26 protein-coding genes are annotated in these 25,757 nt (G+C 36.2%); 10 read left to right on the top strand and 16 right to left on the bottom strand.

What is annotated here, in order from left to right; all coding sequences use genetic code 11:
- Positions 1–27: 27 nt before the first annotated feature.
- Entirely contained in the window at positions 28–1,329 is a 1,302-nt protein-coding gene (locus tag ACJJVW_RS02280; RefSeq protein WP_405250619.1) for a hypothetical protein, read from the top strand.
- Entirely contained in the window at positions 1,319–2,464 is a 1,146-nt protein-coding gene (locus tag ACJJVW_RS02275) for a glycosyltransferase family 2 protein (protein ID WP_405250618.1), read from the top strand. Before ACJJVW_RS02280 ends, ACJJVW_RS02275 begins: the two co-directional genes overlap by 11 nt.
- 90 nt (positions 2,465–2,554) lie before the next feature.
- Here the strand turns inward: ACJJVW_RS02275 and typA are convergent, their stop codons facing one another.
- Together typA and ACJJVW_RS02265 are read right to left on the bottom strand one after the other, a co-directional pair.
- Positions 2,555–4,351: a translational GTPase TypA gene (gene typA, locus ACJJVW_RS02270; protein ID WP_339850338.1), complete on the bottom strand. Its 1,797-nt coding sequence runs from the start codon at positions 4,349–4,351 to the stop codon at positions 2,555–2,557.
- Positions 4,352–4,791: 440 nt separating this feature from the next.
- The gene (locus tag ACJJVW_RS02265; RefSeq protein WP_041295684.1) at positions 4,792–5,211 is read right to left on the bottom strand and encodes a nucleoside-diphosphate kinase; all 420 of its coding nucleotides are present in this window, start codon (positions 5,209–5,211) and stop codon (positions 4,792–4,794) included.
- A gap of 232 nt (positions 5,212–5,443) precedes the next feature.
- On the opposite strand from ACJJVW_RS02265, the gene ACJJVW_RS02260 reads away from it, so the two are divergent.
- Genes ACJJVW_RS02260 through ACJJVW_RS02250 form a run of 3 tightly spaced genes read left to right on the top strand, consistent with a single transcriptional unit; the run spans position 5,444 to position 8,195 of the window.
- Positions 5,444–6,460, top strand: a complete 1,017-nt coding sequence (locus ACJJVW_RS02260) for a bifunctional oligoribonuclease/PAP phosphatase NrnA (protein WP_379952653.1) — start codon at positions 5,444–5,446, stop codon at positions 6,458–6,460.
- Positions 6,457–7,008 carry a gliding motility-associated peptidyl-prolyl isomerase GldI gene (gene gldI / locus ACJJVW_RS02255; protein ID WP_405250616.1) on the top strand — a complete coding sequence of 184 codons (552 nt, stop codon included), beginning with the start codon at positions 6,457–6,459 and terminating at the stop codon, positions 7,006–7,008. Before ACJJVW_RS02260 ends, gldI begins: the two co-directional genes overlap by 4 nt.
- A 14-nt stretch (positions 7,009–7,022) precedes the next feature.
- A complete protein-coding gene (locus ACJJVW_RS02250) occupies positions 7,023–8,195 on the top strand; it encodes a peptidylprolyl isomerase (protein WP_298330865.1) in 1,173 nt (390 codons plus the stop codon).
- An 87-nt stretch (positions 8,196–8,282) separates the two neighbouring features.
- Here the strand turns inward: ACJJVW_RS02250 and ACJJVW_RS02245 are convergent, their stop codons facing one another.
- Positions 8,283–9,746 carry an aminoacyl-histidine dipeptidase gene (locus ACJJVW_RS02245; RefSeq protein ID WP_405250615.1) on the bottom strand — a complete coding sequence of 488 codons (1,464 nt, stop codon included), beginning with the start codon at positions 9,744–9,746 and terminating at the stop codon, positions 8,283–8,285.
- A 43-nt stretch (positions 9,747–9,789) separates the two neighbouring features.
- Positions 9,790–10,512, bottom strand: coding sequence for a phosphatidylcholine/phosphatidylserine synthase (locus ACJJVW_RS02240; RefSeq protein WP_298330870.1), 723 nt, complete (start codon positions 10,510–10,512; stop codon positions 9,790–9,792).
- 123 nt (positions 10,513–10,635) lie between these two features.
- On the opposite strand from ACJJVW_RS02240, the gene ACJJVW_RS02235 reads away from it, so the two are divergent.
- Positions 10,636–11,703: a PorV/PorQ family protein gene (locus tag ACJJVW_RS02235; RefSeq protein WP_379952657.1), complete on the top strand. Its 1,068-nt coding sequence runs from the start codon at positions 10,636–10,638 to the stop codon at positions 11,701–11,703.
- Between the two features lie 303 nt (positions 11,704–12,006).
- Here the strand turns inward: ACJJVW_RS02235 and ACJJVW_RS02230 are convergent, their stop codons facing one another.
- Positions 12,007–12,288, bottom strand: a complete 282-nt coding sequence (locus ACJJVW_RS02230; protein WP_405253047.1) for a T9SS type B sorting domain-containing protein — start codon at positions 12,286–12,288, stop codon at positions 12,007–12,009.
- A gap of 58 nt (positions 12,289–12,346) precedes the next feature.
- Here ACJJVW_RS02230 and ACJJVW_RS02225 point away from each other — a divergent pair, with 58 nt between their 5' ends.
- Positions 12,347–12,604 carry a hypothetical protein gene (locus ACJJVW_RS02225; protein ID WP_405250614.1) on the top strand — a complete coding sequence of 86 codons (258 nt, stop codon included), beginning with the start codon at positions 12,347–12,349 and terminating at the stop codon, positions 12,602–12,604.
- Between the two features lie 122 nt (positions 12,605–12,726).
- On the opposite strand, the gene ACJJVW_RS02220 is transcribed toward ACJJVW_RS02225, so the two are convergent.
- The 3 genes from ACJJVW_RS02220 to ACJJVW_RS02210 form a co-directional block, all read right to left on the bottom strand.
- Entirely contained in the window at positions 12,727–13,059 is a 333-nt protein-coding gene (locus ACJJVW_RS02220; protein ID WP_405250613.1) for a hypothetical protein, read from the bottom strand.
- 213 nt (positions 13,060–13,272) lie between these two features.
- Complete coding sequence (locus tag ACJJVW_RS02215; RefSeq protein ID WP_298330680.1) at positions 13,273–13,701, bottom strand: DUF4268 domain-containing protein; 429 nt, start codon at positions 13,699–13,701, stop codon at positions 13,273–13,275.
- A complete protein-coding gene (locus tag ACJJVW_RS02210) occupies positions 13,701–14,369 on the bottom strand; it encodes a ZIP family metal transporter (protein ID WP_298330682.1) in 669 nt (222 codons plus the stop codon). Before ACJJVW_RS02210 ends, ACJJVW_RS02215 begins: the two co-directional genes overlap by 1 nt.
- 82 nt (positions 14,370–14,451) lie before the next feature.
- Between ACJJVW_RS02210 and ACJJVW_RS02205 the strand changes: the two genes are divergently transcribed.
- Positions 14,452–15,603, top strand: coding sequence for a class I SAM-dependent RNA methyltransferase (locus tag ACJJVW_RS02205; RefSeq protein WP_405253045.1), 1,152 nt, complete (start codon positions 14,452–14,454; stop codon positions 15,601–15,603).
- A 25-nt stretch (positions 15,604–15,628) separates the two neighbouring features.
- On the opposite strand, the gene ACJJVW_RS02200 is transcribed toward ACJJVW_RS02205, so the two are convergent.
- The 4 genes from ACJJVW_RS02200 to ACJJVW_RS02185 all read right to left on the bottom strand — a co-directional run bounded on the left by ACJJVW_RS02200 (position 15,629) and on the right by ACJJVW_RS02185 (position 19,559).
- Positions 15,629–16,351: a DUF6048 family protein gene (locus ACJJVW_RS02200; protein WP_405250612.1), complete on the bottom strand. Its 723-nt coding sequence runs from the start codon at positions 16,349–16,351 to the stop codon at positions 15,629–15,631.
- On the bottom strand, positions 16,314–16,817 hold the full coding sequence (locus ACJJVW_RS02195) for a DUF6452 family protein (RefSeq protein WP_405250610.1): 504 nt from the start codon (positions 16,815–16,817) through the stop codon (positions 16,314–16,316). Before ACJJVW_RS02195 ends, ACJJVW_RS02200 begins: the two co-directional genes overlap by 38 nt.
- A 1-nt stretch (position 16,818) precedes the next feature.
- Positions 16,819–18,231, bottom strand: a complete 1,413-nt coding sequence (gene rlmD / locus ACJJVW_RS02190; RefSeq protein WP_379953345.1) for a 23S rRNA (uracil(1939)-C(5))-methyltransferase RlmD — start codon at positions 18,229–18,231, stop codon at positions 16,819–16,821.
- Between the two features lie 161 nt (positions 18,232–18,392).
- Positions 18,393–19,559, bottom strand: a complete 1,167-nt coding sequence (locus tag ACJJVW_RS02185) for a mechanosensitive ion channel (protein ID WP_405223579.1) — start codon at positions 19,557–19,559, stop codon at positions 18,393–18,395.
- A gap of 213 nt (positions 19,560–19,772) precedes the next feature.
- On the opposite strand from ACJJVW_RS02185, the gene rocD reads away from it, so the two are divergent.
- Positions 19,773–21,056, top strand: coding sequence for an ornithine--oxo-acid transaminase (gene rocD, locus ACJJVW_RS02180; protein WP_379953341.1), 1,284 nt, complete (start codon positions 19,773–19,775; stop codon positions 21,054–21,056).
- Between the two features lie 121 nt (positions 21,057–21,177).
- On the opposite strand, the gene ACJJVW_RS02175 is transcribed toward rocD, so the two are convergent.
- From ACJJVW_RS02175 to ACJJVW_RS02165, 3 genes are read right to left on the bottom strand one after another with little or no spacing between them, the layout of a single operon-like run.
- Entirely contained in the window at positions 21,178–21,513 is a 336-nt protein-coding gene (locus ACJJVW_RS02175; protein WP_379953340.1) for a CCC motif membrane protein, read from the bottom strand.
- Positions 21,514–21,540: 27 nt separating this feature from the next.
- Positions 21,541–21,816: a DUF2752 domain-containing protein gene (locus tag ACJJVW_RS02170; protein ID WP_379953338.1), complete on the bottom strand. Its 276-nt coding sequence runs from the start codon at positions 21,814–21,816 to the stop codon at positions 21,541–21,543.
- A 9-nt stretch (positions 21,817–21,825) separates the two neighbouring features.
- Entirely contained in the window at positions 21,826–23,970 is a 2,145-nt protein-coding gene (locus ACJJVW_RS02165) for a T9SS type A sorting domain-containing protein (RefSeq protein ID WP_379953336.1), read from the bottom strand.
- 142 nt (positions 23,971–24,112) lie between these two features.
- Here ACJJVW_RS02165 and ACJJVW_RS02160 point away from each other — a divergent pair, with 142 nt between their 5' ends.
- On the top strand, positions 24,113–24,652 hold the full coding sequence (locus ACJJVW_RS02160) for a Smr/MutS family protein (protein WP_339850297.1): 540 nt from the start codon (positions 24,113–24,115) through the stop codon (positions 24,650–24,652).
- 1 nt (position 24,653) lies between these two features.
- On the opposite strand, the gene ACJJVW_RS02155 is transcribed toward ACJJVW_RS02160, so the two are convergent.
- Positions 24,654–25,574 carry a hypothetical protein gene (locus ACJJVW_RS02155; RefSeq protein WP_405250608.1) on the bottom strand — a complete coding sequence of 307 codons (921 nt, stop codon included), beginning with the start codon at positions 25,572–25,574 and terminating at the stop codon, positions 24,654–24,656.
- Positions 25,575–25,757 lie beyond the last annotated feature (183 nt).

Genomic DNA, 25,757 nt, shown 5'->3' with positions numbered 1-25,757 from the left:
TAGCCAAATAAATTTAAATTATTATTGATGCAGATTATAAGGTCTTTAAAAAGTGATAAAATTTATACCATAGCAATCATTTTGATTGCTACATTAGTTCTCGTTACTACTCTTTTACGACCTGTTCATATCTTCCCTGACTCAGAAGGCTATATTACAGCTGCAATTTATAGAACTCCAATATATCCAATATTTCTTAAAATTATTGACCTATTATTTGGGAGCCATGAAGATATTGCTATAATTGGATTACAAACTCTTATGGGCATAAGTGCAGCATTGTTCATGATTACTAAGCTTAGAAAATGGACTTCACTCTCCGTTCATTGGCTTGTTATTCTTTTCGGAATGGTGCTATACCCGTATATTGCTGAAAGAGGAATAGGTAATAATATCTTAAGTGAGGCAGTATCTTATCCACTTTATCTAATTACAATTACGTTCTTTTTCAATGCATTTTTGAATAACGTAACAAGGCCATTAACCAAAGCGTTTATTGTACTCTTTGTACTACTATTAACGCGGACGCAGTTTGTCTTTCTTGTCCCAATGGGAATACTTATTTGCTTGAACATTTATTTTCGAAATAAGACTTCTAAAAAAACAGTAATCTTAGCGTTAGCATTTTTGATATTACCGTTTCTCACAAATTTTGTAGATAAAACATATCATCATATACAACACAACCATTTTGTAAGCACTCCGTGGACAGGTATTCATCTGTTTACTCCAGCAATTTTTACTGCCCAAGAAAGTGACAACTTGCTTTATGAAGATTCTCAAGAAAAACAATATTTTGAGGAGATGTTTGCAATCCTTAAAGAAGAAGGGCTCAATGTCAATCATAAAAACAATCCCAATGAACCAGATATTGATATTTATGAGGAATATTATAGTAAGATTGCAAATGCAACTTTATTTTATAAGGGACTAGAGATAGTAAGTGATGGAGAGCTTACTGACGAAAACTTTATCCTAGTTGACCAGCTAACAACATCGATGACAGCAACTCTTACTTGGGATAATAAAGTAGATTGGACTAAATTATATATTATGAATTTTATTAATGGCTTTGGTTCCATTAGTATGTTTGTTTTATTTGTAATTCTATTTTTAATAAGTCTCACAGATTTCATTAAACAGCCTGCAATTCTTAATAAAACTGTTTTATTCTTTAGTCTCTGTACAATGGCAAATATGGCTGTAGTCTCCATAGCAATGCACACTATACAACGGTTTACATTTTACAATGATTGGGTTCTATTTCTAATTGTTTTTCTCACAATGGATATGATAACTACCAAAAAAAATCTTACAAATGAAAATTGAACTTTCGATAGTGATGCCTTGTCTCAATGAGGCCGAAACGCTCGCTACTTGTATTCTAAAAGCAAATGAGTTTTTAGCAAATCAATCTATACATGGTGAAGTTATCATAAGTGACAACGGAAGTACAGATGGCTCGCAGGACATAGCAAAAAAGCATGGAGCAATTGTAGTAAACGCACTTCATAAAGGATATGGAAGCGCATTAAAGGAAGGAATAAAGGCAGCTCGAGGAGTTTACATCATTATGGGAGATGCAGATGATAGTTATGACTTTTCAAACCTTACGCCATATGTTGACCAGTTACGTAAAGGAAACGACCTAGTAATGGGTAATCGCTTTAAAGGCGAAATCAAAAAAGGAGCAATGCCCTTCTTACATAAATATCTAGGTAATCCTGTACTATCATTTATAGGGCGATTATTTTTTAAATCTAAAATTGGCGATTTTCATTGTGGCTTAAGAGGTTTTAGTAAAAATGCTTTCCAGAGAATGGAGTTACAAACTACGGGTATGGAGTTTGCGTCAGAGATGATTGTAAAAGCAAGTTTAAAAGGGATGAAAATTGTAGAAGTTTCTACCATCTTACATCCTGACGGTCGTACACGGCCACCACATCTCAATACTTGGCAAGATGGATGGAGACATCTGCGTTTTTTGCTTCTTTACAGTCCTAGTTGGCTGTTTATGATTCCAGGAGTCTTATTTATGACTGTTGGATTTATACTGTCTACTATTCTTGTTACTGGTCCATTACATTTAGGTAAAATTACGTTAGGAGTTCACACGTTACTATATAGTAGCGCCACTTTTCTTGTAGGTTTTCAGCTAGTACTATTTTACGGCTTGACTAAAATTTATACAGTAGAAAATGATTTACTGCCTAAGTCAAAAAAATATGATCAGCTCTTTAGAGTGCTTACTTTAGAAAAAGGCTTGATTGTTGGCTTTACGCTTATTATAACAGCCATCATAACAACTGTGTATGCTTATCAGAATTGGAAAGCTGTGAACTTTGGTAACATTACGGGTGTAAGTACTTTACGCGTAGTAATTCCTGCTATTACTACATTGTTACTTGGTGTGCAGACCATTCTTTTCAGCTTCTTTTTTAGCATACTAGGTCTTAGGAAGTAATAGTTTTTAGGTCTAGCCTTCGCGATAGCCCATAAAAAAACCTACTCAGTACGAGTAGGTTTTTTCTATAATTTCTTATTTCTAAGATTATTAAGCTATTTTAAAACGCTTACGATCTACCTCTTTAAGGTGAACTTTACGTAGTCTCAAGTGATTAGGAGTTACCTCTACATACTCATCTTTCTGAATATATTCTAGCGCCTCTTCTAATGAAAACTTGATAGCAGGAACAATCTTTGCTTTATCATCTGCACCAGATGAACGTACGTTAGATTGCTTCTTAGCTTTTGTAATGTTAATGTTCATGTCATCTTGACGAGAATTCTCACCAATTACTTGACCTTCATAAATATCTTCACCTGGAGATACGAAGAACTTACCTCTATCCTGTAACTTATCGATAGAATAAGGAATCGCATTTCCATTCTCCATAGATACTAAAGATCCAGATATACGTCCAGGAATATCTCCTTTGAAAGGCTGGTATTCTTTAAAACGGTGAGCCATAATTGCTTCTCCTGCAGTTGCAGTAAGTAGTTGGTTACGTAATCCTATAATACCACGTGATGGGATTAAGAATTCAATAATCATACGCTCTCCTTTTGCCTCCATAGAAAGCATTTCTCCTTTACGCATTGTCACAAACTCGACAGCGCGACCAGATACATTTTCTGGAAGGTCAATAGTAAGCTCTTCTATAGGCTCACATTTTACTCCGTCTATTTCTTTTATAATTACTTGCGGCTGCCCGATTTGTAATTCATATCCTTCGCGGCGCATTGTTTCAATTAGTACAGAGAGGTGCATTACTCCACGACCATATACTAAGAACTTATCTGCACTGTCTGTATCATTAACACGAAGTGCAAGGTTCTTTTCAAGCTCTTTTGTTAAACGATCTTTAATGTGACGAGATGTTACAAACTTTCCATCTTTTCCAAAGAACGGTGAATCGTTAATTGAGAAAAGCATACTCATTGTAGGCTCATCAATATCGATAGTTGCAAGACCTTCTGGATTTTCAAAATCTGCAACAGTATCACCTATTTCAAATCCTTCTAATCCTACAATTGCACAGATATCACCAGCTTGAACGCTTGGTACTTTTAAACGACCTAAACCGTCAAAAGTGTGTAATTCTTTAATACGTGTTTTCTTGATAGTTCCATCACGCTTTACAAGAGATACTTGCATACCTTCTGTAAGCTCACCACGGTTAAGGCGTCCTATTGCGATACGACCTGTAAATGAAGAGAAATCTAAAGATGTAATTAACATCTGCGTGTTTCCTTCTTTAACCTCTGGTACTGGAATATTTTCCATTATCATTTCTAATAATGGCTCGATAGAATCAGTAGGCTTCTCCCAGTCGTCACTCATCCAGTTGTTCTTTGCACTACCATAAACGGTAGGAAAGTCTAACTGCCACTCTTCTGCACCAAGTTCAAACATAAGGTCAAAAACCTTTTCATGTACGATATCTGGAGTACAGTTTTCTTTATCTACTTTGTTTACTACAACAAGAGGCTTTAATCCAAGATCAAGTGCTTTTTGTAGTACAAAACGCGTTTGTGGCATAGGCCCTTCAAATGCATCTACAAGAAGACAAACACCATCTGCCATGTTCAATACACGCTCTACTTCACCACCAAAATCGGCGTGACCAGGAGTATCGATAATGTTAATTTTCGTTCCCTTGTACATTACAGAAACATTCTTAGAAGTAATTGTAATCCCGCGCTCACGCTCAAGATCGTTGTTATCTAAAATAAGTTCTCCTTTAGATTCGTTTTCTCTAAAAAGCTCACAGTGATACATAATTTTGTCTACCAGGGTTGTCTTACCGTGGTCTACGTGGGCGATAATCGCGATATTCCTTACGTCCATAATGGGTTGTATTAATGCCGTGTTTTTGGCGGTGCAAAAGTAAGTATTTTTAATTAAAATATTTACTATTACTATATTATATGTGCTTTCTCCTTTTAAAATGAATCAAAAAGCGCTCAAATTATTGAAATAAAACAGCTTAGTTAATATATTAGTCTACTATTTAAAGCGATTACGGCGTCTTATTATATGGGCGTTACCCTAAGGGTCAGGCTATCCGTTTTTACTCCTCCTCATTAAGAAAACCTCGCTATCATCTCACATAAAAGTGAGATGGCTCGGTGTTCTCAATTCGTGTGGGGTAACCACTACTATCCTTAACGCAACAATAGCTGTAAATAAAAATGCTTCTTCTATGTTATATAGAAGAAGCATTTAAAATAAATCTTAATGTGTAAAAACACATGTAAGATATGTATATATGTTTATTGCGCTAGCAATTAAAACATCTCACGTCCAGAAAAATGGAAAGCACCTTCAATAGCTGCATTCTCATCACTATCAGAACCGTGTACTGCATTTTCTCCCATAGAAGTTGCATATAAAGCACGTATAGTACCTTCAGCAGCGTCTGCTGGGTTTGTTGCTCCTATAAGCGTACGGAAGTCTGCTACTGCATTTTCTTTTTCAAGAACTGCTGCAACGATAGGTCCGCGTGTCATAAACTCTACAAGCTCTCCAAAAAATGGACGCTCGTTGTGTACTGCATAAAATGTCTCAGCGTCTGCCTTCGTCATTTGAGTAAGTTTCATTGCTACAATACGGAAACCGCTAGCAGTAATTTTTTCTAAGATTGCTCCGATGTGTCCGTTTTCAACGCCATCAGGCTTAATCATTGTAAAAGTTCTGTTTGTCATAATTCTTTAATTTCTGCAATGGCGGTATTATCTCCCTACCTTCACTTAGTTTTTAGATGCCCACGTGTTGAGCTTTTAAAATTTTCGCGAAAGCGTAAAAACTCTTTCTTGAAATCGCGTGCAAAAATACTGCTTTTTAATGTTACCACCATATTAAGTTTTCATCTCCTTGAAAAGCTAAATATTTAATCACAAGCAGAAATAGAGCACAACAGAAATTGTATATTCGCAAACTATGAATATCTCTCAAATCTCAACAACAAAAGAGTTACTTAAAGACTCAAAAAGCATAGCTGTAATTCCTCATAAAAATCCTGATGGAGATGCTATGGGAAGTACACTTGCACTTGTAGCATATTTAAATAAAAAAGGTCATAAGGCAGTTGTAGTGGCGCCTAATGAGTATCCACATTTTTTAAAGTGGCTGCCAGGTCATGACGATGTACTTTTTTACACATCTAATACAACTAATGCAAGGGATGCAATAAAAACAGCAGACCTCGTATTTACATTAGACTTTAATCATTTTTCTAGAGTAGGAGACTTAGAAGAGGTGCTTGATAATGTCAAGGCTCCATTTATCATGATAGACCACCACCAGCAACCAGCAGATTATGCTACGGTTACTTATAGTGATACTGCCATGAGCAGTACTTGTGAGATGGTATATCATTTCATAAAAGCTTTAGGTGATGAGCAGCTAATTACTGCAGACATGGCTAGCTGTTTGTATACAGGCATCATGACAGACACTGGATCTTTTAGATTCTCATCTACCACCGCTACTACTCACGAGGTTATTGCTGCTCTCATTAAAAAAGGGGCAAATAACGATCAGATACACCAAAACATTTACGATACTAATAGCGAGTCTAGACTTCAACTCCTAGGTGTTGCTCTTAATAATCTTGTAGTCTTAAGGGAGTATAGAACTGCATTTATTACTATGACGCAGAAAGAGCTAGATGACCATAATTTTCAAAAAGGGGATACAGAAGGTTTTGTAAATTATTGTCTTTCGCTAGAGGGCATTATATTTGCTGTGATATTTATAGAACATAAAGCAGATAGTATTATAAAAATGTCGCTTAGATCTAAAGGTGAGTTCTCTGTAAACGAATTTGCTAGAGCTCATTATAATGGTGGAGGACATACTAATGCCGCAGGTGGAAGAAGCGAGGTAGCACTTGCAGAAACTATTGCTAACTTTAAAGAGTTATTGCCTTCATATAAAGACCAATTATCATCATGAGAAATGTAATATTTCTGTTTTCTATATTCCTTATTGTTTCATGCTCTGAGACAGTTGCTCGCAGACCAGTTTCTCAAAAAACAGGATCTTACGTGAAGACAGAAACTATCTCTCGTAACAAAGAGCTTATCGCCCAAGATGAAGCAGCTATTAAGAAATTTATAGCTAGCGATACTTTAAACACCTATAACCCTTCACCTAATGGTTTCTGGTATTCTTATATTGCAAAAGATACATTAGGTAAGCAAGCTCCTCAAGTAGGTGATCTTGTTTTGTTTAATTACAACCTCGCAACAATCACCGGTAAGGAACTTGTTACGCAAGAAGAACTAGGAAATACGGTTACTCAAATAGATCAAAGTAATCCAGATATAATTACCGGAATAAGGGAAGGACTTAAATTAATGAAGGAAGGAGAAACAATGACGTTTCTATTTCCTAGTTATAAAGCTTACGGCTATTACGGTTTTGAAGATAGAATACCTAGCAATACCCCAGTGCGTAGTACCGTTACTTTACTTGAAATAAAAGACCAATCAAACGAATAAATAAATCACAAACAATGAAGAAAACAAGTATGTTATTAGTTGCAGTAATTTTATCACTCTTTTCATGTAATGATAAATATCCAGATCTAGGAGATGGATTATATGCAGAAATCATCACAGATAAGGGAACCATGGTTGCAGAGCTTTTTTATAACGACGCCCCTGCAACGGTTGCAAATTTTGTTGCGCTAGCAGAAGGTACACACCCTCTAGCAGATAGCACATATGCTGGTAAGCCATTTTACAATGGATTAACCTTCCATAGAATCATAAAGGACTTTATGATTCAAGGTGGTGATCCTACAGGCACAGGTTCTGGTGATCCTGGCTACAAGTTCTTTGACGAACTTACTCCTGAGCGTAGACATGATTCTGCAGGAGTTCTTTCTATGGCAAACTCTGGATATGCGACTAACGGAAGTCAGTTCTTTATTACACATAAAGCGACACCACACCTTGATGGTTATGACTCAAACGGAAATCTTAAAAACTGTGATAACCCTAGAGTAAGCTGTCATACAGTATGGGGTAAAGTAGTTACTGGATTAGAAGTTGTAGATGCTATTACAGAAGTAGAACTTGAAGATCCACGCGCTGGAAAACCAAAAACTCCAGTAATTATCCAACAAGTAAACATCATCAGAAAAGGAAGTGATGTAAAAAATTACAACGCTAGTGAGACGTTTACAAATGAACTAGCTGCCTTTGAAGAAAACAAAGCAAAAGAAGCTGCCGAAAAAGCAAAGCAATTTGCTGGAAAGAAAGCTGAGCTTGACGCAAAGAGAGAAGGAATTGAAGAACTTCCTAGCGGACTAGGAATCTATTTTGATCAAAAAGGAAAAGGAATAAAGCCTAATACTGGTCAAAAAGTAAAAGTAGAATATGCTGGTTTCTTTACAACAGGAGAGTTATTTGACACAAGTAGTGAAGAAGTAGCTGCTGCAAATAACAAACTAGACGACCGCAAGAAAGCTGCAGGACAGTACAAACTTCTTGAAACAGTATATAGCCCAGAAGCTAGACTTATTGCTGGATTTAAAGAAGGACTACAATTGATGTCTATAGGTGATAAAGCAACACTATTTATCCCTTACCACTTAGGATACGGAGCGCAAGGATATCCTGGTGCAATACCTCCTAAGGCAGATCTTGTATTTGAAATCGAACTTGTAGAGATTGTAAAGTAATACAAACATTACAGCACATTAAAAAAGCTAGCCATCTTACGATGGCTAGCTTTTTTTTATCTAATGATTTGAAGAAACAATCAGTTGTTAAGCAACTGGAATATCTTTTAATATTTCTATTACAAAATCCCAATACTTTTGAGCACTAGAGATACTTGCTCTCTCATCTGGAGAATGCGCTCCCTTAATAGTAGGCCCAAAGGAAATCATATCCATCTCAGGATAATTCTGACCCAAGATGCCACATTCAAGTCCTGCGTGACATGCTGCCACATGTGGATCTTCATTATTGATCTCTTTATATTTTGCTTCAAGCACCTTTAAGATAGGACTCGCCATATTAGGAGCCCATCCTGGATAATCACCAGAAAGTGCTACGTCAAAGTTTGCAAGTTCAAAAGTAGCTATAATGGCATTTGCAAGATCATCCTTTGTGCTATCTACAGATGAGCGTGTAAGACAGCCTATTTTTATAGATCCGTCCTTTACAATCACTCTAGCTATGTTATTAGAAGTTTCCACTAGGTTTTCTATCTCTGGACTCATTCTATACACCCCATTATGAGCAGCACTTATCGCTTTAATAAGTTCTTGTTGAGCTTCCATGTTCATAACATTATCAGGAAGATTTGTTTTCTCTGCGGTAATGCTAAGGTTTTCTTCTAGCGAATTGTACTCTCCTTGAATAGCACTTGCCACGTCCTGAAAATCTGCTTCAAAAGCTGCCAGCTGATTCTCATCTACCGCGATGATTGCTACGCTTTCTCTTGGGATTGCATTTCTCAAACTTCCTCCATCAATACTTGAAATACGTATATCAAAATTTTCTGATGCACTACGTAATAAGCGATTCATCATTTTATTTGCATTACCAAGTCCCTTGATGATATCCATCCCAGAGTGACCTCCATTAAGACCATTTACAGTAACCTTATAAGCTACAAGACCATCATCTATTCCTTCTTCTGGATAATTACGAGTTGCTGTGATATCTACACCACCTGCACAACCTACTCCTATCTCGTCATCTTCTTCTGTATCCAGATTAAGTAAGATGTCGCCTTTAAGAATTCCTCCCTTAAGACCCATCGCGCCTGTCATACCTGTTTCCTCATCTATAGTAAATAATGCTTCTATAGCTGGATGCTCAATAGTAGTACTCTCAAGCACTGCCATTATTGTCGCTACTCCAAGACCATTATCTGCTCCTAGTGTAGTTCCTTTTGCACGTACCCAGTCACCATCTACATACATCTCGATACCCTGATTATCAAAATCAAACTCGGTATCATTATTTTTCTGGTGTACCATGTCAAGGTGAGATTGCATCACAATCATTTTCTTGTTCTCATGACCAGCAGTAGCAGGTTTTCTTATGATTACATTACCTACTTCGTCTTCTATCGTTTCTAAACCTAAGTTTTTACCAAAGTCTTTCATAAACGCAATGACGCGCTCCTCTTTTTTTGAAGGACGAGGGACAGCATTAAGATCTGCAAATTTATTCCAGAGCGCCTTTGGGGCTAGATTTCTTATTTCTTGATTATCCATTTTCTAAGTTTTACACAAAGATAATGGCTACATAGATGAAAGACTACGCTTGCTCTTTAAAAACGATAGAAAGAAGGATGTAGAGAATGATGATGATAGGTATTCCTAAAAACTGGAAGAATACAAGCAATAATACACTTGCAAGTAAAAAGAGGTAACGCACTTTGTTCTCTCCAAAAGACCAGTTTTTAAACTTTAGTGCAAATAATGGAAGTTCTGCATTGAGCATAAAACAACTTAATGCGGTAAGTACTATAAGGACGTATGGATTTTCTAATAACGCTTTCGCGAAAGCGTACTCTTCAAACATCAATATAAGAGGTAAACTTAGTATGAATAAGGTATTTGCAGGAGTTGGAAGCCCTATAAATGAGTTAGTCTGGCGATCATCTACATTAAACTTTGCAAGTCTATATGCCGAAGCCATCGTAATTGCAAAACCTATATACCCCAAGTGAAAGTGCTGTTCTTCTAGTGCCGCTCCCCAAGGAATACCGCTGGCATCTTCTAGCAGTTGATACATAACTACTCCTGGCACAACGCCGCTAGTAACCATATCTGCAAGGGAATCTAGCTGTAACCCTACATCACTAGAAGCATTAAGAATTCGTGCAAAAAAGCCGTCAAAAAAATCAAAGAAAATCCCAAGAGCTACAAATATCGCAGCAAGCTCTAGACGATCATTTACAGCAAAAACTACCGCTACACAACCGCTTAGCAAATTACCCATTGTGATGGCATTAGGAACGTAACTCTTTATAGACATTGTTTAATTTTTAGTAAAAGTATGGAAGAATTTTCGACTAATATAGGCTTGTGCAATATCTAGCTCGTTTTATTGTTTACAATGTGTACTAAAAGTGGGATATTTGTCCCATAAATCCTGCTATTGAAAAAATCACTTTCTATACTATTTTTACTCATTTCAGTTACTGCTGTATCACAAACGGTTCGTAAATATTCGAATGAATTTTTGAATATTGGTGTAGATGCTGCCGCTCTTGGTATGAGTAATGCCGTAGTCGCAGGTACGAGTGATGTAAATGCAGGCTATTGGAATCCTGCAGGTTTAGTAAACCTAGAAGATAACCAGATCTCATTAATGCACGCCTCCTATTTTGCAAATATTGCAAATTATGATTACATCGCTTTTGCAAAACCTCTTGATGATAGAAGTGCTATTGGAATATCAATTATACGTTTTGGCGTTGATGATATTTTAAATACTACCCAACTTATAGACGACCAAGGAAACATAGATTACAATCGTATCAGTCTATTTTCTACTGCAGATTATGCTTTTACTGTGTCTTATGCAAGAGCACTTCCGCTAGATGGTTTGAATTTAGGGGTGAATGCAAAGGTGGTGAGAAGAGTAATAGGTGACTTTGCAAACAGCTGGGGTTTTGGCCTTGATGTAGGGTTGCAATGGAAAAAAGGAGATTGGGATTTTGGAGTTATGGCTCGAGACATCACCACTACAGTAAACGCGTGGAGTATTGATGAAGATGAGTTTGCTACCATAAGCGATGCCGTCGAAGGTCAAAATCAAGATTTACCAGAAAGTACAGAAATCACCATCCCTAAACTTCAAGTAGGATTCGGTCGCCAGTGGATTTTTCATTATGATTACTCCTTACGTGCAGAACTAGATATGAATTTTAGATTTGCTCAAACTAATGATATAATATCATCGTCTGCCGTAAGTGCAACACCCGCCTTAGGACTTGAGTTTGGCTATGCAGAGCTAGTATATGTAAGAGCTGGCGTTGGTAATTTTCAAGAACTCACTGCTCTTGATGACTCCACGTCTATAGGTTTTCAACCTAATATAGGTGTAGGATTCAAGTACAAAGGGATCCATGTGGATTATGCACTTACAGATATAGGTGACCAGAGCGCTGCTATTTATTCTAACGTGTTTTCTGTAAAGTTAGATTGGGAGCTTTTTAGATAGCCTTTTTCTTTACCTCAGGGCGTGCCCCTATCCTTCATTCATTTCATTCTTGAAGTCTAGTGACCGGGCTATACGTTTATACGCTTCGTGATGCTGCGCTATCGCTCCATAACACTGCGGGGTAACCACTGCTATCCCTCACGCACGTAATTAAAGGTTATCCATGTATTACAAAGTACTAAAACTTGCTTAAACGCTAAGATTACTTAACAGATTACTGATTATTTTTATCATAAAGATTAATACATAAAAAAGCCCCCAGTAACACATACTGAGAGCTTTTCTAAATCTAGTTGATATTAATTATCGCTTTAATGTAAAGTGTCCGTTTACGGTTCTTTGTGTTCCTAGCTCATCAACTTCTGTAAACTCTACGCGGAACCAGTAATCACTTGACGGCATAGGCTGTCCATTAAAGGTACCGTCCCATCCAGCACCTACTGGGCTGATTTGCTTTAAGAGTTTTCCGTATCTATCAAAGATAAAAATCTTAGCGTTTAAGTTTGGTGCTACTCCTAGTCCTATGATATTCCATGTATCGTGGAAGCCATCTGCATTCGGTGTAAAGAATCTTGGGTAATCAATTATCCCTATTTCTACTTCTGAGATACTACAGTTACCACTGGCTAGTCTTCCAAAAACAGTGTGTGTCCCCGGTGTTACTCCTGTAAAGGTTGTACTGCTCTGGAACGGTCCATCATCTATCGCAAACTCATATGCTGAAGCGACATCTGCTCCTGTAACATTAATTACTTCTACCGTGTATAATCCGCTATTGTTAAAAGAAGATTCTACAACGACCGCTTCAAAAACGGGAGCACTCTCTGCGCTATCAGAGAAGTTAAGCCCGTCAGCGCCGATGGTACTGCACTCGTGGGAGAGTAGGTCGCCGCCTTTTTAAGGCTCCAATACAACTATTGTATTGGAGCTTTTTTTATGCCATAAAATCAAGGAAATGTATGTCTTCAATATCTTAAGCTATATATGGATGGGGATTTATCAATGTTAATCCACTGCCTTACTTTATTTTAAAAGCTTAAAGGGGCTATGATTATGACTCTCTTTTGGACTTCCTTTTGGATTATAGAATGCCGTAGTTTTAGTATCAGATCTATAATGCTGTCTTTCTAATGTTGATACCTCAATAGTAATAAAATCAAACTCGGCTACAACTTTACCGGTTATCTTATAAACTGCTTTACCTTGTATAGGGTATTTCTTTAATGAAGGAGGAAAGTGAACAGTATCTACCCAATCACCGTTATAATCTAAGAAGGTTCCAAAGCACATACGATTACCATTTGAGGTACCTGTATTCTTTGCCGTTACCAGATATCCATAAATCGCTACTGTCATATTTAAATAGCTAGGCAAGTCTTTTGCTAAAAGCGAGATATGCGATTTATTATTTAGTGAAATAGAATGCCATAACTAGTCTACTATTAATCTATAGTCAAATCTAGAAGGATTTACAACAATGGTTATTATGTCTAATAAGGAGGTAAGAAGCTGTACTCCTATTCTAAAGTTTGACTATCAAGGTTGTACTAGTGTTGAAAGGATGCTCTATTAGGATTTTATAAAATCCTGATATTCCATGTAGAAGAGTTCTAGTTTGGACATGTTTTCAAACATGAAATCAAAAACCTGTGGCCAGTGATTCTTATTATGAATGTTAACACCTTCTAATTTAATATATGCTCTTGAGATAAGCTTGCCACTTTCTAGAATATAGTCTGAATCAAAAATCATATTTTGAGATACTTCGTCCAGAAGTAGGTTTTTAAGACTCAATATTTTATCGAAGTAATAAGTTCTATCTATTTCATCACGAGATTCTGAATCTATAGAGACTATAGCTTTGTCATTATCAAAATCAAACTTGAGATTTAAATCTTTGACTCCAGTATTATACAACAACCACTTCTTAGGATATCTCTTCCCGAAGAAAATCCAAAATTGTTTTCGTATTTCTTTAGACTCTTCTCTTGTGAACATTATAAAAAGTATGCTATTATTATACCCAGTAATATTACGGCTAATTTTGAGGCATTAAATTGATGATCTTTTGAAGATTCAAATAGAATAGTAGTAGATACGTGCAATAGTACGCCTACTACAAATGCATTTACATAGGTGCTATATTGTTGTAGAAATATCAATTGAGACTTCATAAACGCTCCTATGGGTGTCATTAATCCAAAAAGAACTAGAAATATACCTGATTTTAGATTACTCATTTTAGAGTTAAATAAAAAAGCCGATATAATGATGGCAATTGGAATCTTGTGGATGACCACTCCATAAAGTAAATCTTGATTATCTGCAATGGGAAAACCTTCAATTACAGAGTGTAAACATAAACTTATGAATAATAAGAAAGGGAAGCTCCCTTGATCTTGATGATGCATGTGTCCGTGTTCAGCTCCCTTAGAACCAAATTCTAAAAGTATTTGAACGAGTAATCCAGCCATAATGTAAATACCTATATTATTTGTGCTTTCACTATAAACCTCAGGTAGAAATTCGAATATGATAACCGACAATAGAAAAGCGCCGCTAAATGAAAGCAAAAGCTTGATGCTATTATTTACTACAGGCTTAAAAATAAGCGCAATAGTGAATCCAATAATAACTGCGATAATGGGTAAGATAATTGCTAACAAATGGTTAGGTATTTTGCGGTGTTAAGGCGATAAAATTAACGTATTTTTGCGGTATATGAGCGAGACAAGTCAAAACTTTAAGATGGTAGCCAAAACGTTTTTTGGCTTTGAAAATATATTAGCAGAAGAGCTACGTATTTTAGGTGCTGGTAATGTGCAAATAGGCGTACGTAATGTTTCTTTTGAAGGTGATAAAGGCTTTATGTATAAGGCAAATCTTTGCTGCCGTACGGCTATCAAGATTTTAAAACCTATTGCTGAGTTTAGGGTGATGAATGAAGACGACTTGTATCGTCGCATGCAGCGAATTAATTGGCGTAAATATATGGACGTGAATACTACGTTTGCAATAAATGCAACCGTAAGCGGTCCTACATTTACCCATTCTCAGTATATCTCATTTAAGACCAAGGATGCTATTGTAGATAAATTCCGTCGTGAAGAGAACGTTAGGCCTAATGTGGATACAAAGCATCCAGACCTTCGTCTCAACGTACATATACAAGATAATTGGTGTACGCTATCTTTAGATAGTAGTGGAGCCTCTCTTCACCATAGAGGTTATCGTACTGCTACAAATATTGCTCCTATTAATGAAGCACTTGCTGCTGGGCTAATTATGATGAGCGGATGGTACGGACAGTCAGATTTTCTTGATCCTATGTGTGGTTCTGGAACCATGTGTATAGAGGCGGCAATGATAGCTTGTAATGTTCCTGCAAATCTTAATAGAAAAGAGTTTGCTTTCGAAAAATGGGGTGATTGGGACGTAGATCTTTTTGAACTCATAGAAGCCTCTGCTTTAAAAAGAGTTAAAGATTTTAGGTACACCATCACTGGATATGATAAAGCTCCATCTGCTGTAGAGAAAGCAAGAGAGAATGTTAAGAATGCTCAGCTATCTGATTTCGTTACTATAAGAGAAGAGAATTTTTTTAAGACAGAAAAGGAAGGGAATGATTTCTTGCATATAGTTTTTAATCCACCATATGGGGAGCGTTTACCTATTGAGATGGAAGAATTTTACAAAGAAATAGGAGACACTCTTAAATCTAGATATCCTGGATCTCACGCTTGGATGATTACATCAAATATGGAATCATTAAAACATGTAGGACTTAGACCGAGTAGAAAAATTAAATGCTTCAATGGTAGTTTAGAGAGTAGACTTGTCAAGTATGAAATGTACGAGGGAAGCAAAAAAGGTAAATACCTAGAAAGGGAAGAGGAGTAGTCTTTTTTCGCGAAAGCGTAAATAATTACTTTTTGAAAATAGGGATAAGATATGATAGTGTATATCCATATCCTACGCCTATAGGAGTACCTTCTGTAAGTTCTCCGAACCCTGGTATATATAAATTTGAGTAGCCGTCTGGGTCTGTAGTTGTAATAGTTCTTTTCAATTGTGCATTTACCCCTAGGTAAATGTTGCTAAATAGCTCTACCTCTAAGCCAATTTTGAGTTCAAGCCAAGTGGCATTAAGGCCTTTGAATTCTTGACTTACTGACCTCGTGTCATCACCAAATACAGGATTAGTGGTATAGATTGTATAACTCTCTAGCTCTTGACTAAAACTAGAGAAACCGGCTCTAACACCTGCATAAATGAGATTGTTCATCCCAAACCAATTTTCATAGGTATTATAATTAAAACCTGCTTTAATGTAACTTCCGCTTGTGGTATTCTCAAGATTAGGGAGGTCAGAGTTCCAGGTTTCGTTACCTATTTCTGCAGCAACATAGTAATTCTTCTTAAGTCTAAAGTCTGCAACGAGTTCTAGTCCTTTGTAATTATCGTCAAGGAAAGATCTAATAGGTTTAGATATATCCACACCAAGGCGTAAGCCATAGTAGTCTGTAGGTGCAGTGATAGAATCACTAGCAGTATTTTCTATAGACGTTTTTTGAGCTCTTAGAGAGCTAGTGAAAACGGTGAGAATTATACTAGTGAAAAATAGAAATATGTGCTTCAGTTTGATCATTAACCGTTGGGTTTTCAATATCTATATTTTGTATCCATGCTCCATCTTGTAGCGGATCATTTGTATTTTGTAAATCGTCATATACTACTCTAAAGCCACATGCTTTATTTACAAACTCATCTGTGACGGTATATGTGAAGTTCAATACATCAGTATTGGCTTCTTCTTCATCATCTTCGTCAGTATTTATGCTAAATGAGTACGTTGTGAATTCGTCATTTGTACGTAAAGGAATCTCTATACTCTCTAGGTTTACGAGCGCTAACACTTCGTTTACCTCTTCATTAACAATTGTTGATACCGTTAGATTATTAGGAGCTTTTAATAATGTTGGATTATTAACATCATAAAATTCAATAATAAGTAATGGAGTAGTGGGAGTAGTCTCTGCACAGATATCGTCTCGTTCGCAAGAACTCTGTCCAAAACTGGCACCTATTATTAATATTAAAAGTAGCTTTTTCATATTATCTCTTTTCAAGCAACACTACATTCTCAACATGATGAGTTTGAGGAAACATATCTACAGGTTGAACCTTAGTTACTTTGTAGGTGTCATCTAATAACGCAAGATCACGTGCTTGTGTTGCACTGTTACAACTCACATACACCACTTTTTCTGGTGATATGTTTATAATTTGCTGTACAACGTCTGCGTGCATTCCATCTCTAGGGGGATCTGTGATGATAATATCTGGAACGCCATGGGCATTTATAAATTCTGTATTGAATACCTTCTTCATGTCACCCACAAAAAACTCTGTATTTTCAATGCCATTAAGCTTTGCATTTTCCTTAGCTGCTTCAATTGCATCTGGGACAGCTTCTACACCAATCACTTTTCTAGCTTTCTTCGCTACAAACTGAGCAATAGTACCGGTTCCAGTATATAAGTCATACACTAGCTCATTACCACTAAGTCCAGCAAAGTCACGTGTAATTTTGTACAACTCGTAAGCTTGTTTTGAATTCGTTTGGTAGAATGATTTGGCATTAATTTTAAACTTAAGACCTTCCATTTCTTCAAAAATATGATCTCTTCCAGAGAAGCATATAACCTCTTGGTCATAAATGGTATCGTTCCCTTTACTATTTATTACATACAATAGCGAAGTTATTTCTGGCCAAGTGTCTTTTATATAGTTGAGGAGTAATTCTCTATTCTCAGTTTCTTCCTTAAAGAATTGAACTAAAACCATTAACTCACCATTAGATGATGTGCGTATCATTAATGTACGAAGGAGTCCATCTTGATTACGGGCATTATAAAATGCCATATTATTTGCAGTTGCAAATTCTTTTATACCATTACGTATGGCATTACTAGGATCACGTTGTAAATGACATTTATCAATATCAAGTATTTTATCCCACATTCCAGCGATGTGGAAGCCTAGGGCGTTTCTATCTTCAATGACTTCATCACTTTTTATTTGTTCAAGTGTAAGCCATTTTGAGTCAGAAAAACCAAACTCCATTTTATTGCGGTAAAAGTATTGCTCTGAACTTCCAGCGATTGGAGTAAGTTCAGGGAGTTCTATTTTACCCAAGCGTTTCAGGTTATTTTCTACTTCTTGCTGTTTGTATTCTAGTTGGAATTTATAATCCATGTGTTGCCACTTGCAACCACCACATGCATCAAAATGTTCGCATTTAGGTTGAGTACGCTTTCGCGAAAGCGTTAAAACCTCTGTTGCAGTTCCCTCGTAATAAGCTTTACGCTTCTTTGTAGTTTGTACGTTTACAATATCACCAGGCACTGCGTTATTAATGAAAATCACTTTTCCATCTGGCGCGTGGCCGATAGCTTTGCCTTTTGCACCTGCATCTGTTACACTAATATTTTCAAAAACCTGTCTGTTCTGTTTACGTCTTCCCATAGGCGCAAAAGTAGGACTTATATCAAAACCTTAATTGATTAAAAGTAGTTTTTTATAAAGTACTATCTACGCAGTATGAATAGCACCTACGTAATAAGCATGGGCCAAAAAAAAGGCTACTTTATTTAAAAAGTAGCCTTAAGAGTAAAATTAATTAGTGTTTAGTCAACTTTATTGTCAAATTTATTTAAGATTTTCTTCATATGATGACCTGCAGCTTCACGTCCACCTAGTCCAAAACTTAATACTATGGTGAGTGCTATGGTACCTAATGTAAGGCCAAAAGCAAGATTGATGATTTCATCTGCAATACCCATCGTGTTAAGACCTATTGCAAGAAATATAGCAATAATTGCCATGCGTACAATAGATGCCAAAAATGCATTTTCTTTTACAGCCATATTTTTATATACAATGCTAGCGATCCAATTACCAATCACTAAAATCACGAGGCCAAAAAGAATCTTGCCACCATAAACATTTACTGTAGCTAGGATTTCTGAAAGTTGGCTAAATTCAAGTTTTTCTACGGCTGTAGTGATACCAAATAATACAATAAAGAAATACACAATGTTACCTATGAGGTTTACCACATTTACACTGCCAACCATTTTATCTAATTGGATTTTTTGAAGTGTTTCATTCATATTCATACCATTAAGAATATCCTTTACAAGGCTACTTAAGAAACGTGCACCAATAGTGAAGGCGATAAGTATGATTGCTGCTGTGGCAATTTTTGGAATAGCTTCCATAAAGCTCGATAGCATTTCAGTAGCAGGTATAGAAATAGCATCCATTCCTAAAATATTGAGAGCAACTATAAGTAATGGAATGAAAATAAAAATAAATACTATCTTCTTTAAAATATTTACAACATCAATCTTGGTTGAAATTTTTAATTTTGGAAGAAATTTACGAATAGTATCTCCTGACATTCCAACAAACTCAGCAATAATAGTGGCCAGCATATAACCAATGTAGCCTACAAGACCAGCACCTACAATTTTAGGTATGAAGCCTAGGAAATCATCAAGCATATTTTTAAGAGGATCTAACGCAGATGTAAGTCCTAATCGTCCTAGTACAAGAGTAAATACAAATATCATAACAAGTAGGTATACTAGTTTTGATATGAATTTCGACAGTGTGATATTCTCACTCTTTAGCTTTTCGTCAAGGCCACTCTTTTTAATAATATTTGCGGTGAGTTTTTTGAGTAGTTTTGCTATAAAAATACCAACTATAAGTAGTAGTATTGCAATAAGCGCATTGATTAGATAATCACCGCTCGTTAAGTTTCTTAGTAAATCGTTGAGATAGTTCATTTTGATTAATTATTTTAGTTTTTTCAAAAGTAAACTGTCTGTAAGTGAAGACTACTTTATTTCACTTATCATGTAATTATATCGATTAAGTGTTTTATTTTTTCGATGTAATACATTAATTTAAGCATATACGTTTTATGGGGTTGATTTCTTACCTCTAGCTTTAAGCACAAATTAGGAATTGTAGATTACTATTTTTAAAATATTATTATTATGGCCACTGTTGATCAACTTTCTTCACAAGAGGCAATTGCACTAGAAGACAAGCATGGAGCACACAATTATCACCCACTTCCTGTGGTTTTAAGTAAGGGAGAAGGCGTTTATGTGTGGGACGTAGAAGGAAAAAAATACTACGACTTTCTATCTGCTTATTCTGCTGTAAACCAGGGACACTGTCACCCACGCATTGTAAATGCAATGACAGAACAAGCAAAAACACTTACGCTTACTTCGCGTGCGTTTTACAACGATACCTTAGGACCGTACGAAAAATACGCTACAGAGTATTTTGACTTTGATAAGCTATTACCTATGAATACGGGAGCAGAGGCTGTAGAGACAGCTATAAAGCTTGCGCGAAAATGGGCTTACGAGAAAAAAGGTGTAGAAGAGCATGAAGCTCAGATTATTGTATGTGAAAATAACTTTCACGGAAGAACAACGACCATAATTTCTTTTTCTAACGATGAAGGTGCTCGTAAAAACTTCGGACCATATACTCCAGGATTTATTAAAATACCTTATGATGATGTTGATGCGCTAGAAAATGCTCTTAAGTCACATAAAAATATTGCAGGTTTTCTAGTAGAACCTATCCAAGGCGAAGCAGGTGTGTATACTCCAGCAGATGATTATATGCGTAAGGCGCAAGCTTTGTGTAATAAGCATGAAGTACTTTTTATAGCTGATGAAATTCAAACAGGAATTGCAAGAACTGGTGGTTTACTCGCAGTTTGTGGTAATTGTTCTTGTGAGTCTCATTGTGAGAAGCAAGAGGATACCTATGCACAACCTGATATTTTAATATTAGGAAAAGCACTTTCTGGTGGAGCTTATCCAGTATCTGCCGTGCTAGCAAATGATCACATCATGGAGGTTATAAAGCCAGGGCAGCATGGTTCTACCTTTGGTGGAAATCCTATTGCTGGAGCAGTAGCAACAGCGGCATTAGAAGTTGTAAGGGATGAACACCTTATACAGAACGCTCGTAAACTAGGAACAATTTTCCGTGAGAAGATGCAGGAGTTTGTAGATTCAAGTTCTATCGCAACTTTAGTGCGTGGTCGAGGTTTATTAAATGCAGTAGTGATTAACGATACAGAAGATAGCTCAACGGCTTGGGATATATGTATAGCGCTTCGTGATAATGGACTTCTTGCAAAACCAACACATGGTAACATTATTCGTTTTGCTCCACCATTAGTAATGAATGAAAAACAATTATTAGAGTGTACTGATATTATTATCAACACACTTAAGCAGTTTGAAAAGTAGATCTTTTTGATTTAAAATATAAAGCCGTTAGGATTATGAATCCTAACGGCTTTTTTGCTTTCATGATTTGGCAAAAAAAACACGTCGTGAGACGTGTTTATGTGTTTGTTGTATAGAACAACTATGATGCCATTCCAGCTTGTTCCATTTGTTGTTGTTGCCATTCTTGTAAACCTTCCATTCCTCCGAACATAACGAGCATTATAACTATCATTAATAGTGTCAGCACACCTAAAACTAAACCAATAATAGCGATAATTCTTGCAGTTTTAAGCTGTCCATAATTATCATAGCTATCAGGTGATAGTAAGTATGTTTTCTTGTCTTTGTTTGCTAAAAATAAGCCTATTCCAGAGAGTAGAACTCCTCCTATTCCCCAAGAGAAGCAGCAAGCTATGAATGATACAATCCCTAATACTAGAGATATGGTTACATTAGGCAGTTTACGATTTTCCATTTTAATGTTTGATGTTTAGTTAATTGATTAGTTAGTCATTTTTATTGTGTAGCTAATGATGATAGTAGCGACCGTCAATATAGCTAAAAATATTACACCTTTATTTGCAAATTTTAAATTTGTAAACTGATTGAGCATTAAAAAACCCAACAATGCTATCAAAGGATAGATTGCTGGGTACATGTAAAATGCTTCTATAAATTCTCCTTTAAAAAGGAGAGAAATGGATCTTTGAATACCGCAGCCCATACATTCAAATCCTAAATATTTTTTATTCAGGCAGGGCAACATGTATTGATCCATAGGTGTCTTTTAATTTACGATACTAATTTTACGACCTTTTGTAAGGCCATCACGAGTTGTAAATTTAACTACATATATTCCTGTTGCCAAGTTTCTTGTAGGAAAAGTATATTCACTCTGGCCACCTAGGTTTATTTCATTAAAGATCTTTTTTCCAGATAGATCAAATAAAGTTACATCCTCAACAACAATATTATTTGGGTTATAAATTTCAAGTTGGTTGTTAATGTTGTTCTGTATAATGGTAAAAGATTCAAGAACGCTCTCTTCAATAAATGGATCTTGTTCGTTTACCGCTATGTCAACAGTTTCATCTGCTACATCAGTATTATCTGTTGTCTCCTCTTCAGTTGTTTCTTCTTCCTCAGTAGTTTCATCTTCCTCTTGCGATGCTGATGTAGTAAAACGAATAAAGAATCTATCATCATAAACACCATCCTCAAGCATCATAAGAACTTCTTCACCTAGGATAGAATGATATGATTCTGTTTCCATATCAACTAAGAAAACATTGTTGTACTCAAATGCTTCTGTGTAGTGTACTGCAAACTTAAATTCTGTAGGTCCTGAAGCTTTTATAGATAAAGGAATCCATTGGTATTCATCTTTTGGTACAGCATTGATTACGTAGTTGTTAACATCTTCAATTACAAAAGCAACGTCTGACCCTAAGTTGTCGACAGTTGGTGCATCCATTGCGACATCATAACCTTCTGTAGCGTTGTCTAAGAAAGCAATTCCCAGTTCTCGTGAATATGTGTCATTGATTCCAGCTGATAATTTTATGTGACTTGTAACACCCAGATTATTTACATCTGGATAATATACAGATACTCCTACTCCTGGGGTTTGCTCTTCATTTTGAGATGATTGTGAAGATCTAAAATCAGAATTATTTCCCTCTCGTACAAATACTCTCTGGCTATTATTAAAAGAAATTAATTCTGGAACTCCTGGAGTACTTTCATCTTGTACTTCGGCGCCTGTCACAAAAAAGCCTTGACCCACTGGTGAAAATCTTCTTTCATAAGATATAGCTACTTGTGGATTTGAAGTATCTGTATCACTTCCCGGTATTTGAGCTCCACTTTCATCATACATATAAAATACAGCATTCATATATAATCCATTACTGTTAAGTGAACCTAATGGCGAGTATGTACCGTAACCTCCTTGATAATCTACTAAGTAATGAGACATCACAGCTGGATTACTATCCCAAAAGTAGGCCATTCCATTAATCACACTTTTTCTAGTAAAGCTTACGTTTTCACCTCCTACATTTTCAGAGTATGTAACGGGATCACCAGAGGCTCTAGAGTTTTGTAGTAAAAAATAATTGAGGTCTAATGAAGATGAGTATGGATTTCCTACTAATGTTTGTACAGGTGATGAAGGGTCTAATGTTGGTCCCACTTCTATATTAATATCGCCATTGTTTGGTCTTCCTCTAAAATCGTAACGTTGTGCATTACCAGGGTTATTTTGCAATTGACCAATTTCTGTTGCAATCTCAGTTGCATCTGTTCCCGATACACCTTTCATCGTAAAGCCATAACCAGCATCTAGTTCTCCAGTATTTGTAATATGATCCCAAGCACCGTAATTTGTACCAGATTTATATGACCATAGCCAATAATTTGCAATTTGTAGAGTGTTTGGACTAACCACTCCATCAAATCCAGATATACCAAGTGCAGGGTTACTAATAGTTACAGAAGTCGGTAAGAAAAAAACACTCTCAATAAATCCACTTGATCCATCTTTAAAAGAAAATACTCCATTTCCATCAGGAGCAGGAGAGTTTGCTCCATTACGAGAAATTCCAACTGGAGAGCCCCATACATTATAATCAAAGTTGTTTACCGTACCTTCTTGAAAGATTGATATTTCTCCCGTTCCTTTATTAATTTTACTAACAGTTCCTTCTCCTTGAAGGAGCTGGGCGTTGTTTCGCAGCGCAATATTAGGTATACCTTCAGTTGTGCCATTTGCGAGAGTTCTATTAGACTCCAATTCGACATCGTTTTCAACATAAATGAAAGTATCGTTTACAAAAACATAAGATGCATCTGTGGTTGTAGGCTTCACAAAAAGTTGTGCATGAGCAGAGAATCCTAGAGAGAGTACTGCTACAAGGAGTAGATTTTTCATAATTTAAACTTTACACTTAGTTATAACTTGGGGTCAAACTTAGTCAAATGTAGATAGGACAGCGTAAGTACGATACTTTTCTGCTTAATTTTCGATAGATTGTATATTTTTACCGACTAAAAACCTATTCGACTGTAAATTTATGAAATTAGGAGATCAAGTGCAAGCGTTAGACGATGATTTTGAGGGCGTTGTGGTACGCATTAAAGATGATGAAGTTTCGGTAGAAGATGAGTATGGCTTTATATCCTATTTTCGCGAAAGCGAGCTTATACCAGCAGTTTCTAAGAGTATGAGAGCGGCACTTTCTGTAGTGCCAGATTCTGTAATTTCAGAAAAAGAAGAGGCAAAAAGAAAGAAAGCAATAAAGGTAAATCCTAAAGAGCGCAATGCTCCCATGTTTGAGGTGGATTTGCATATCCATAAGTTAGTCGATAGGGAACGCGGTATGAGTAATTATGAAATTCTTACCGTTCAACTCGATACTGCAACCAGACAATTAGAATTTGCTATCAAAAAGCGTATCCCTAAGATGGTTTTCATACATGGAGTGGGAGAAGGAGTGCTCCGTGAGGAGCTCTATACACTACTTCGTAGGTATGATAATCTTAGGTTTTATGATGCGGATTTTCAGAAGTATGGAGTAGGAGCTACCGAAGTCTATATTTTTCAGAATACGTAATTTAATTAAACACTGGGGTATCTTTTATTGAAACATCACCTGCGGAGTATGTTCCTAGTAGTTGTAATGTCTCATTTCGCAATTCTTCCTGGTTAGCAGGGTTAATAAGTACTGTATTAGTAATCGTGATATCTAGCGTTAAATCTGATATAAAGTATTCGTTTTCACGATAGACGTCTACAACAGTTTCTACAGTTATATTTGGGTTTAAGTAATCTGGAACTGTTGGGAAATCAAGATCAGATTTATCATTATTTGGGTTTAAGTCTCTGTTTAGGTCTTCGTTTCTTGTAAGAATCCCATCGCCATCATCGTCGTCATCAAGATAATCTGGAATCATATCTCCGTCTGTATCGCGGGATAACATCAAATCTATCGCTGTCTCATCTTCATTTAAAACTACACCCTCAAGTCTAGTAGGTACATTATCTCCATCATCATCAAAATCTAAGTAATCAAGAATTCCGTCAAGATCTGTATCTAGTAAAAGTGTAGGGTCTTCTATTTCTGAAGGTATAGCATCTGCGTCGCTTTCTGTACCGCTAGAAAATATTTCTACCAGACCATCTGTACTTATAAACTCTTCTTGAACTAAAGGACTTGTAGGCGGTATCGCATTACAAAAGTAATTGCTTGGATCTCCATTAAATACGCGGTATGAGTATTGATCTGTTCCAGAAAGTAATATAGAATATGAAGTATTTACCTCTTCAAATAAAGGCTCATCTGTTTCAAATTGTAAAGCAAGCGCCTCATTAGTGCTAGACTTAGTTTTATAAAACACATAGTTAGTAACATCACTTACATTCTCACATCGTTGTAACTCAACATCGTCAAAATCAAGTTCCGTAACAATAACGTCGCCGTCATCACATGACACGATCAAAAATATAAGAGCAAGTAAAAGCGTGAGCTTCTTCATAGTTATAATGTTTAGTGCAAAAATAGGGCAAAGTGATTGAAATACGCTTTCGCGAAAATGTTATTTACTTTCAAAAAAGTAGCTATTAGAATTGTCGTTGAGCTCTGCAAATTCTAATAACCAAATAGGCACCTATCGAGCAGTCTCGAGTTATTTTGGTTATTTTTGTAAGCAAATCCCTAA

The organism is Dokdonia sp. Asnod3-C12 (assembly GCF_045063975.1).
In the GTDB taxonomy this organism is placed as follows: Bacteria; Bacteroidota; Bacteroidia; order Flavobacteriales; family Flavobacteriaceae; genus Dokdonia.
This window is presented reverse-complemented; position numbering and strand designations above follow the sequence as displayed.

Excerpts from the sequence above, each read along its gene's own strand:
- ACJJVW_RS02280 (WP_405250619.1), top strand. The coding sequence starts at position 28 with ATGCAGATTATAAGGTCTTTAAAAAGTGATAAAATTTATACCATAGCA.
- ACJJVW_RS02275 (WP_405250618.1), top strand. The coding sequence starts at position 1,319 with ATGAAAATTGAACTTTCGATAGTGATGCCTTGTCTCAATGAGGCCGAA.
- typA (WP_339850338.1), bottom strand. The coding sequence starts at position 4,351 with ATGGACGTAAGGAATATCGCGATTATCGCCCACGTAGACCACGGTAAG.
- ACJJVW_RS02260 (WP_379952653.1), top strand. The coding sequence starts at position 5,444 with ATGAATATCTCTCAAATCTCAACAACAAAAGAGTTACTTAAAGACTCA.
- gldI (WP_405250616.1), top strand. The coding sequence starts at position 6,457 with ATGAGAAATGTAATATTTCTGTTTTCTATATTCCTTATTGTTTCATGC.
- ACJJVW_RS02250 (WP_298330865.1), top strand. The coding sequence starts at position 7,023 with ATGAAGAAAACAAGTATGTTATTAGTTGCAGTAATTTTATCACTCTTT.
- ACJJVW_RS02245 (WP_405250615.1), bottom strand. The coding sequence starts at position 9,746 with ATGGATAATCAAGAAATAAGAAATCTAGCCCCAAAGGCGCTCTGGAAT.
- ACJJVW_RS02240 (WP_298330870.1), bottom strand. The coding sequence starts at position 10,512 with ATGTCTATAAAGAGTTACGTTCCTAATGCCATCACAATGGGTAATTTG.
- ACJJVW_RS02220 (WP_405250613.1), bottom strand. The coding sequence starts at position 13,059 with ATGACAGTAGCGATTTATGGATATCTGGTAACGGCAAAGAATACAGGT.
- ACJJVW_RS02215 (WP_298330680.1), bottom strand. The coding sequence starts at position 13,701 with ATGTTCACAAGAGAAGAGTCTAAAGAAATACGAAAACAATTTTGGATT.
- ACJJVW_RS02205 (WP_405253045.1), top strand. The coding sequence starts at position 14,452 with ATGGTAGCCAAAACGTTTTTTGGCTTTGAAAATATATTAGCAGAAGAG.
- ACJJVW_RS02200 (WP_405250612.1), bottom strand. The coding sequence starts at position 16,351 with ATGATCAAACTGAAGCACATATTTCTATTTTTCACTAGTATAATTCTC.
- ACJJVW_RS02195 (WP_405250610.1), bottom strand. The coding sequence starts at position 16,817 with ATGAAAAAGCTACTTTTAATATTAATAATAGGTGCCAGTTTTGGACAG.
- rlmD (WP_379953345.1), bottom strand. The coding sequence starts at position 18,231 with ATGGGAAGACGTAAACAGAACAGACAGGTTTTTGAAAATATTAGTGTA.
- ACJJVW_RS02185 (WP_405223579.1), bottom strand. The coding sequence starts at position 19,559 with ATGAACTATCTCAACGATTTACTAAGAAACTTAACGAGCGGTGATTAT.
- rocD (WP_379953341.1), top strand. The coding sequence starts at position 19,773 with ATGGCCACTGTTGATCAACTTTCTTCACAAGAGGCAATTGCACTAGAA.
- ACJJVW_RS02175 (WP_379953340.1), bottom strand. The coding sequence starts at position 21,513 with ATGGAAAATCGTAAACTGCCTAATGTAACCATATCTCTAGTATTAGGG.
- ACJJVW_RS02170 (WP_379953338.1), bottom strand. The coding sequence starts at position 21,816 with ATGGATCAATACATGTTGCCCTGCCTGAATAAAAAATATTTAGGATTT.
- ACJJVW_RS02165 (WP_379953336.1), bottom strand. The coding sequence starts at position 23,970 with ATGAAAAATCTACTCCTTGTAGCAGTACTCTCTCTAGGATTCTCTGCT.
- ACJJVW_RS02160 (WP_339850297.1), top strand. The coding sequence starts at position 24,113 with ATGAAATTAGGAGATCAAGTGCAAGCGTTAGACGATGATTTTGAGGGC.
- ACJJVW_RS02155 (WP_405250608.1), bottom strand. The coding sequence starts at position 25,574 with ATGAAGAAGCTCACGCTTTTACTTGCTCTTATATTTTTGATCGTGTCA.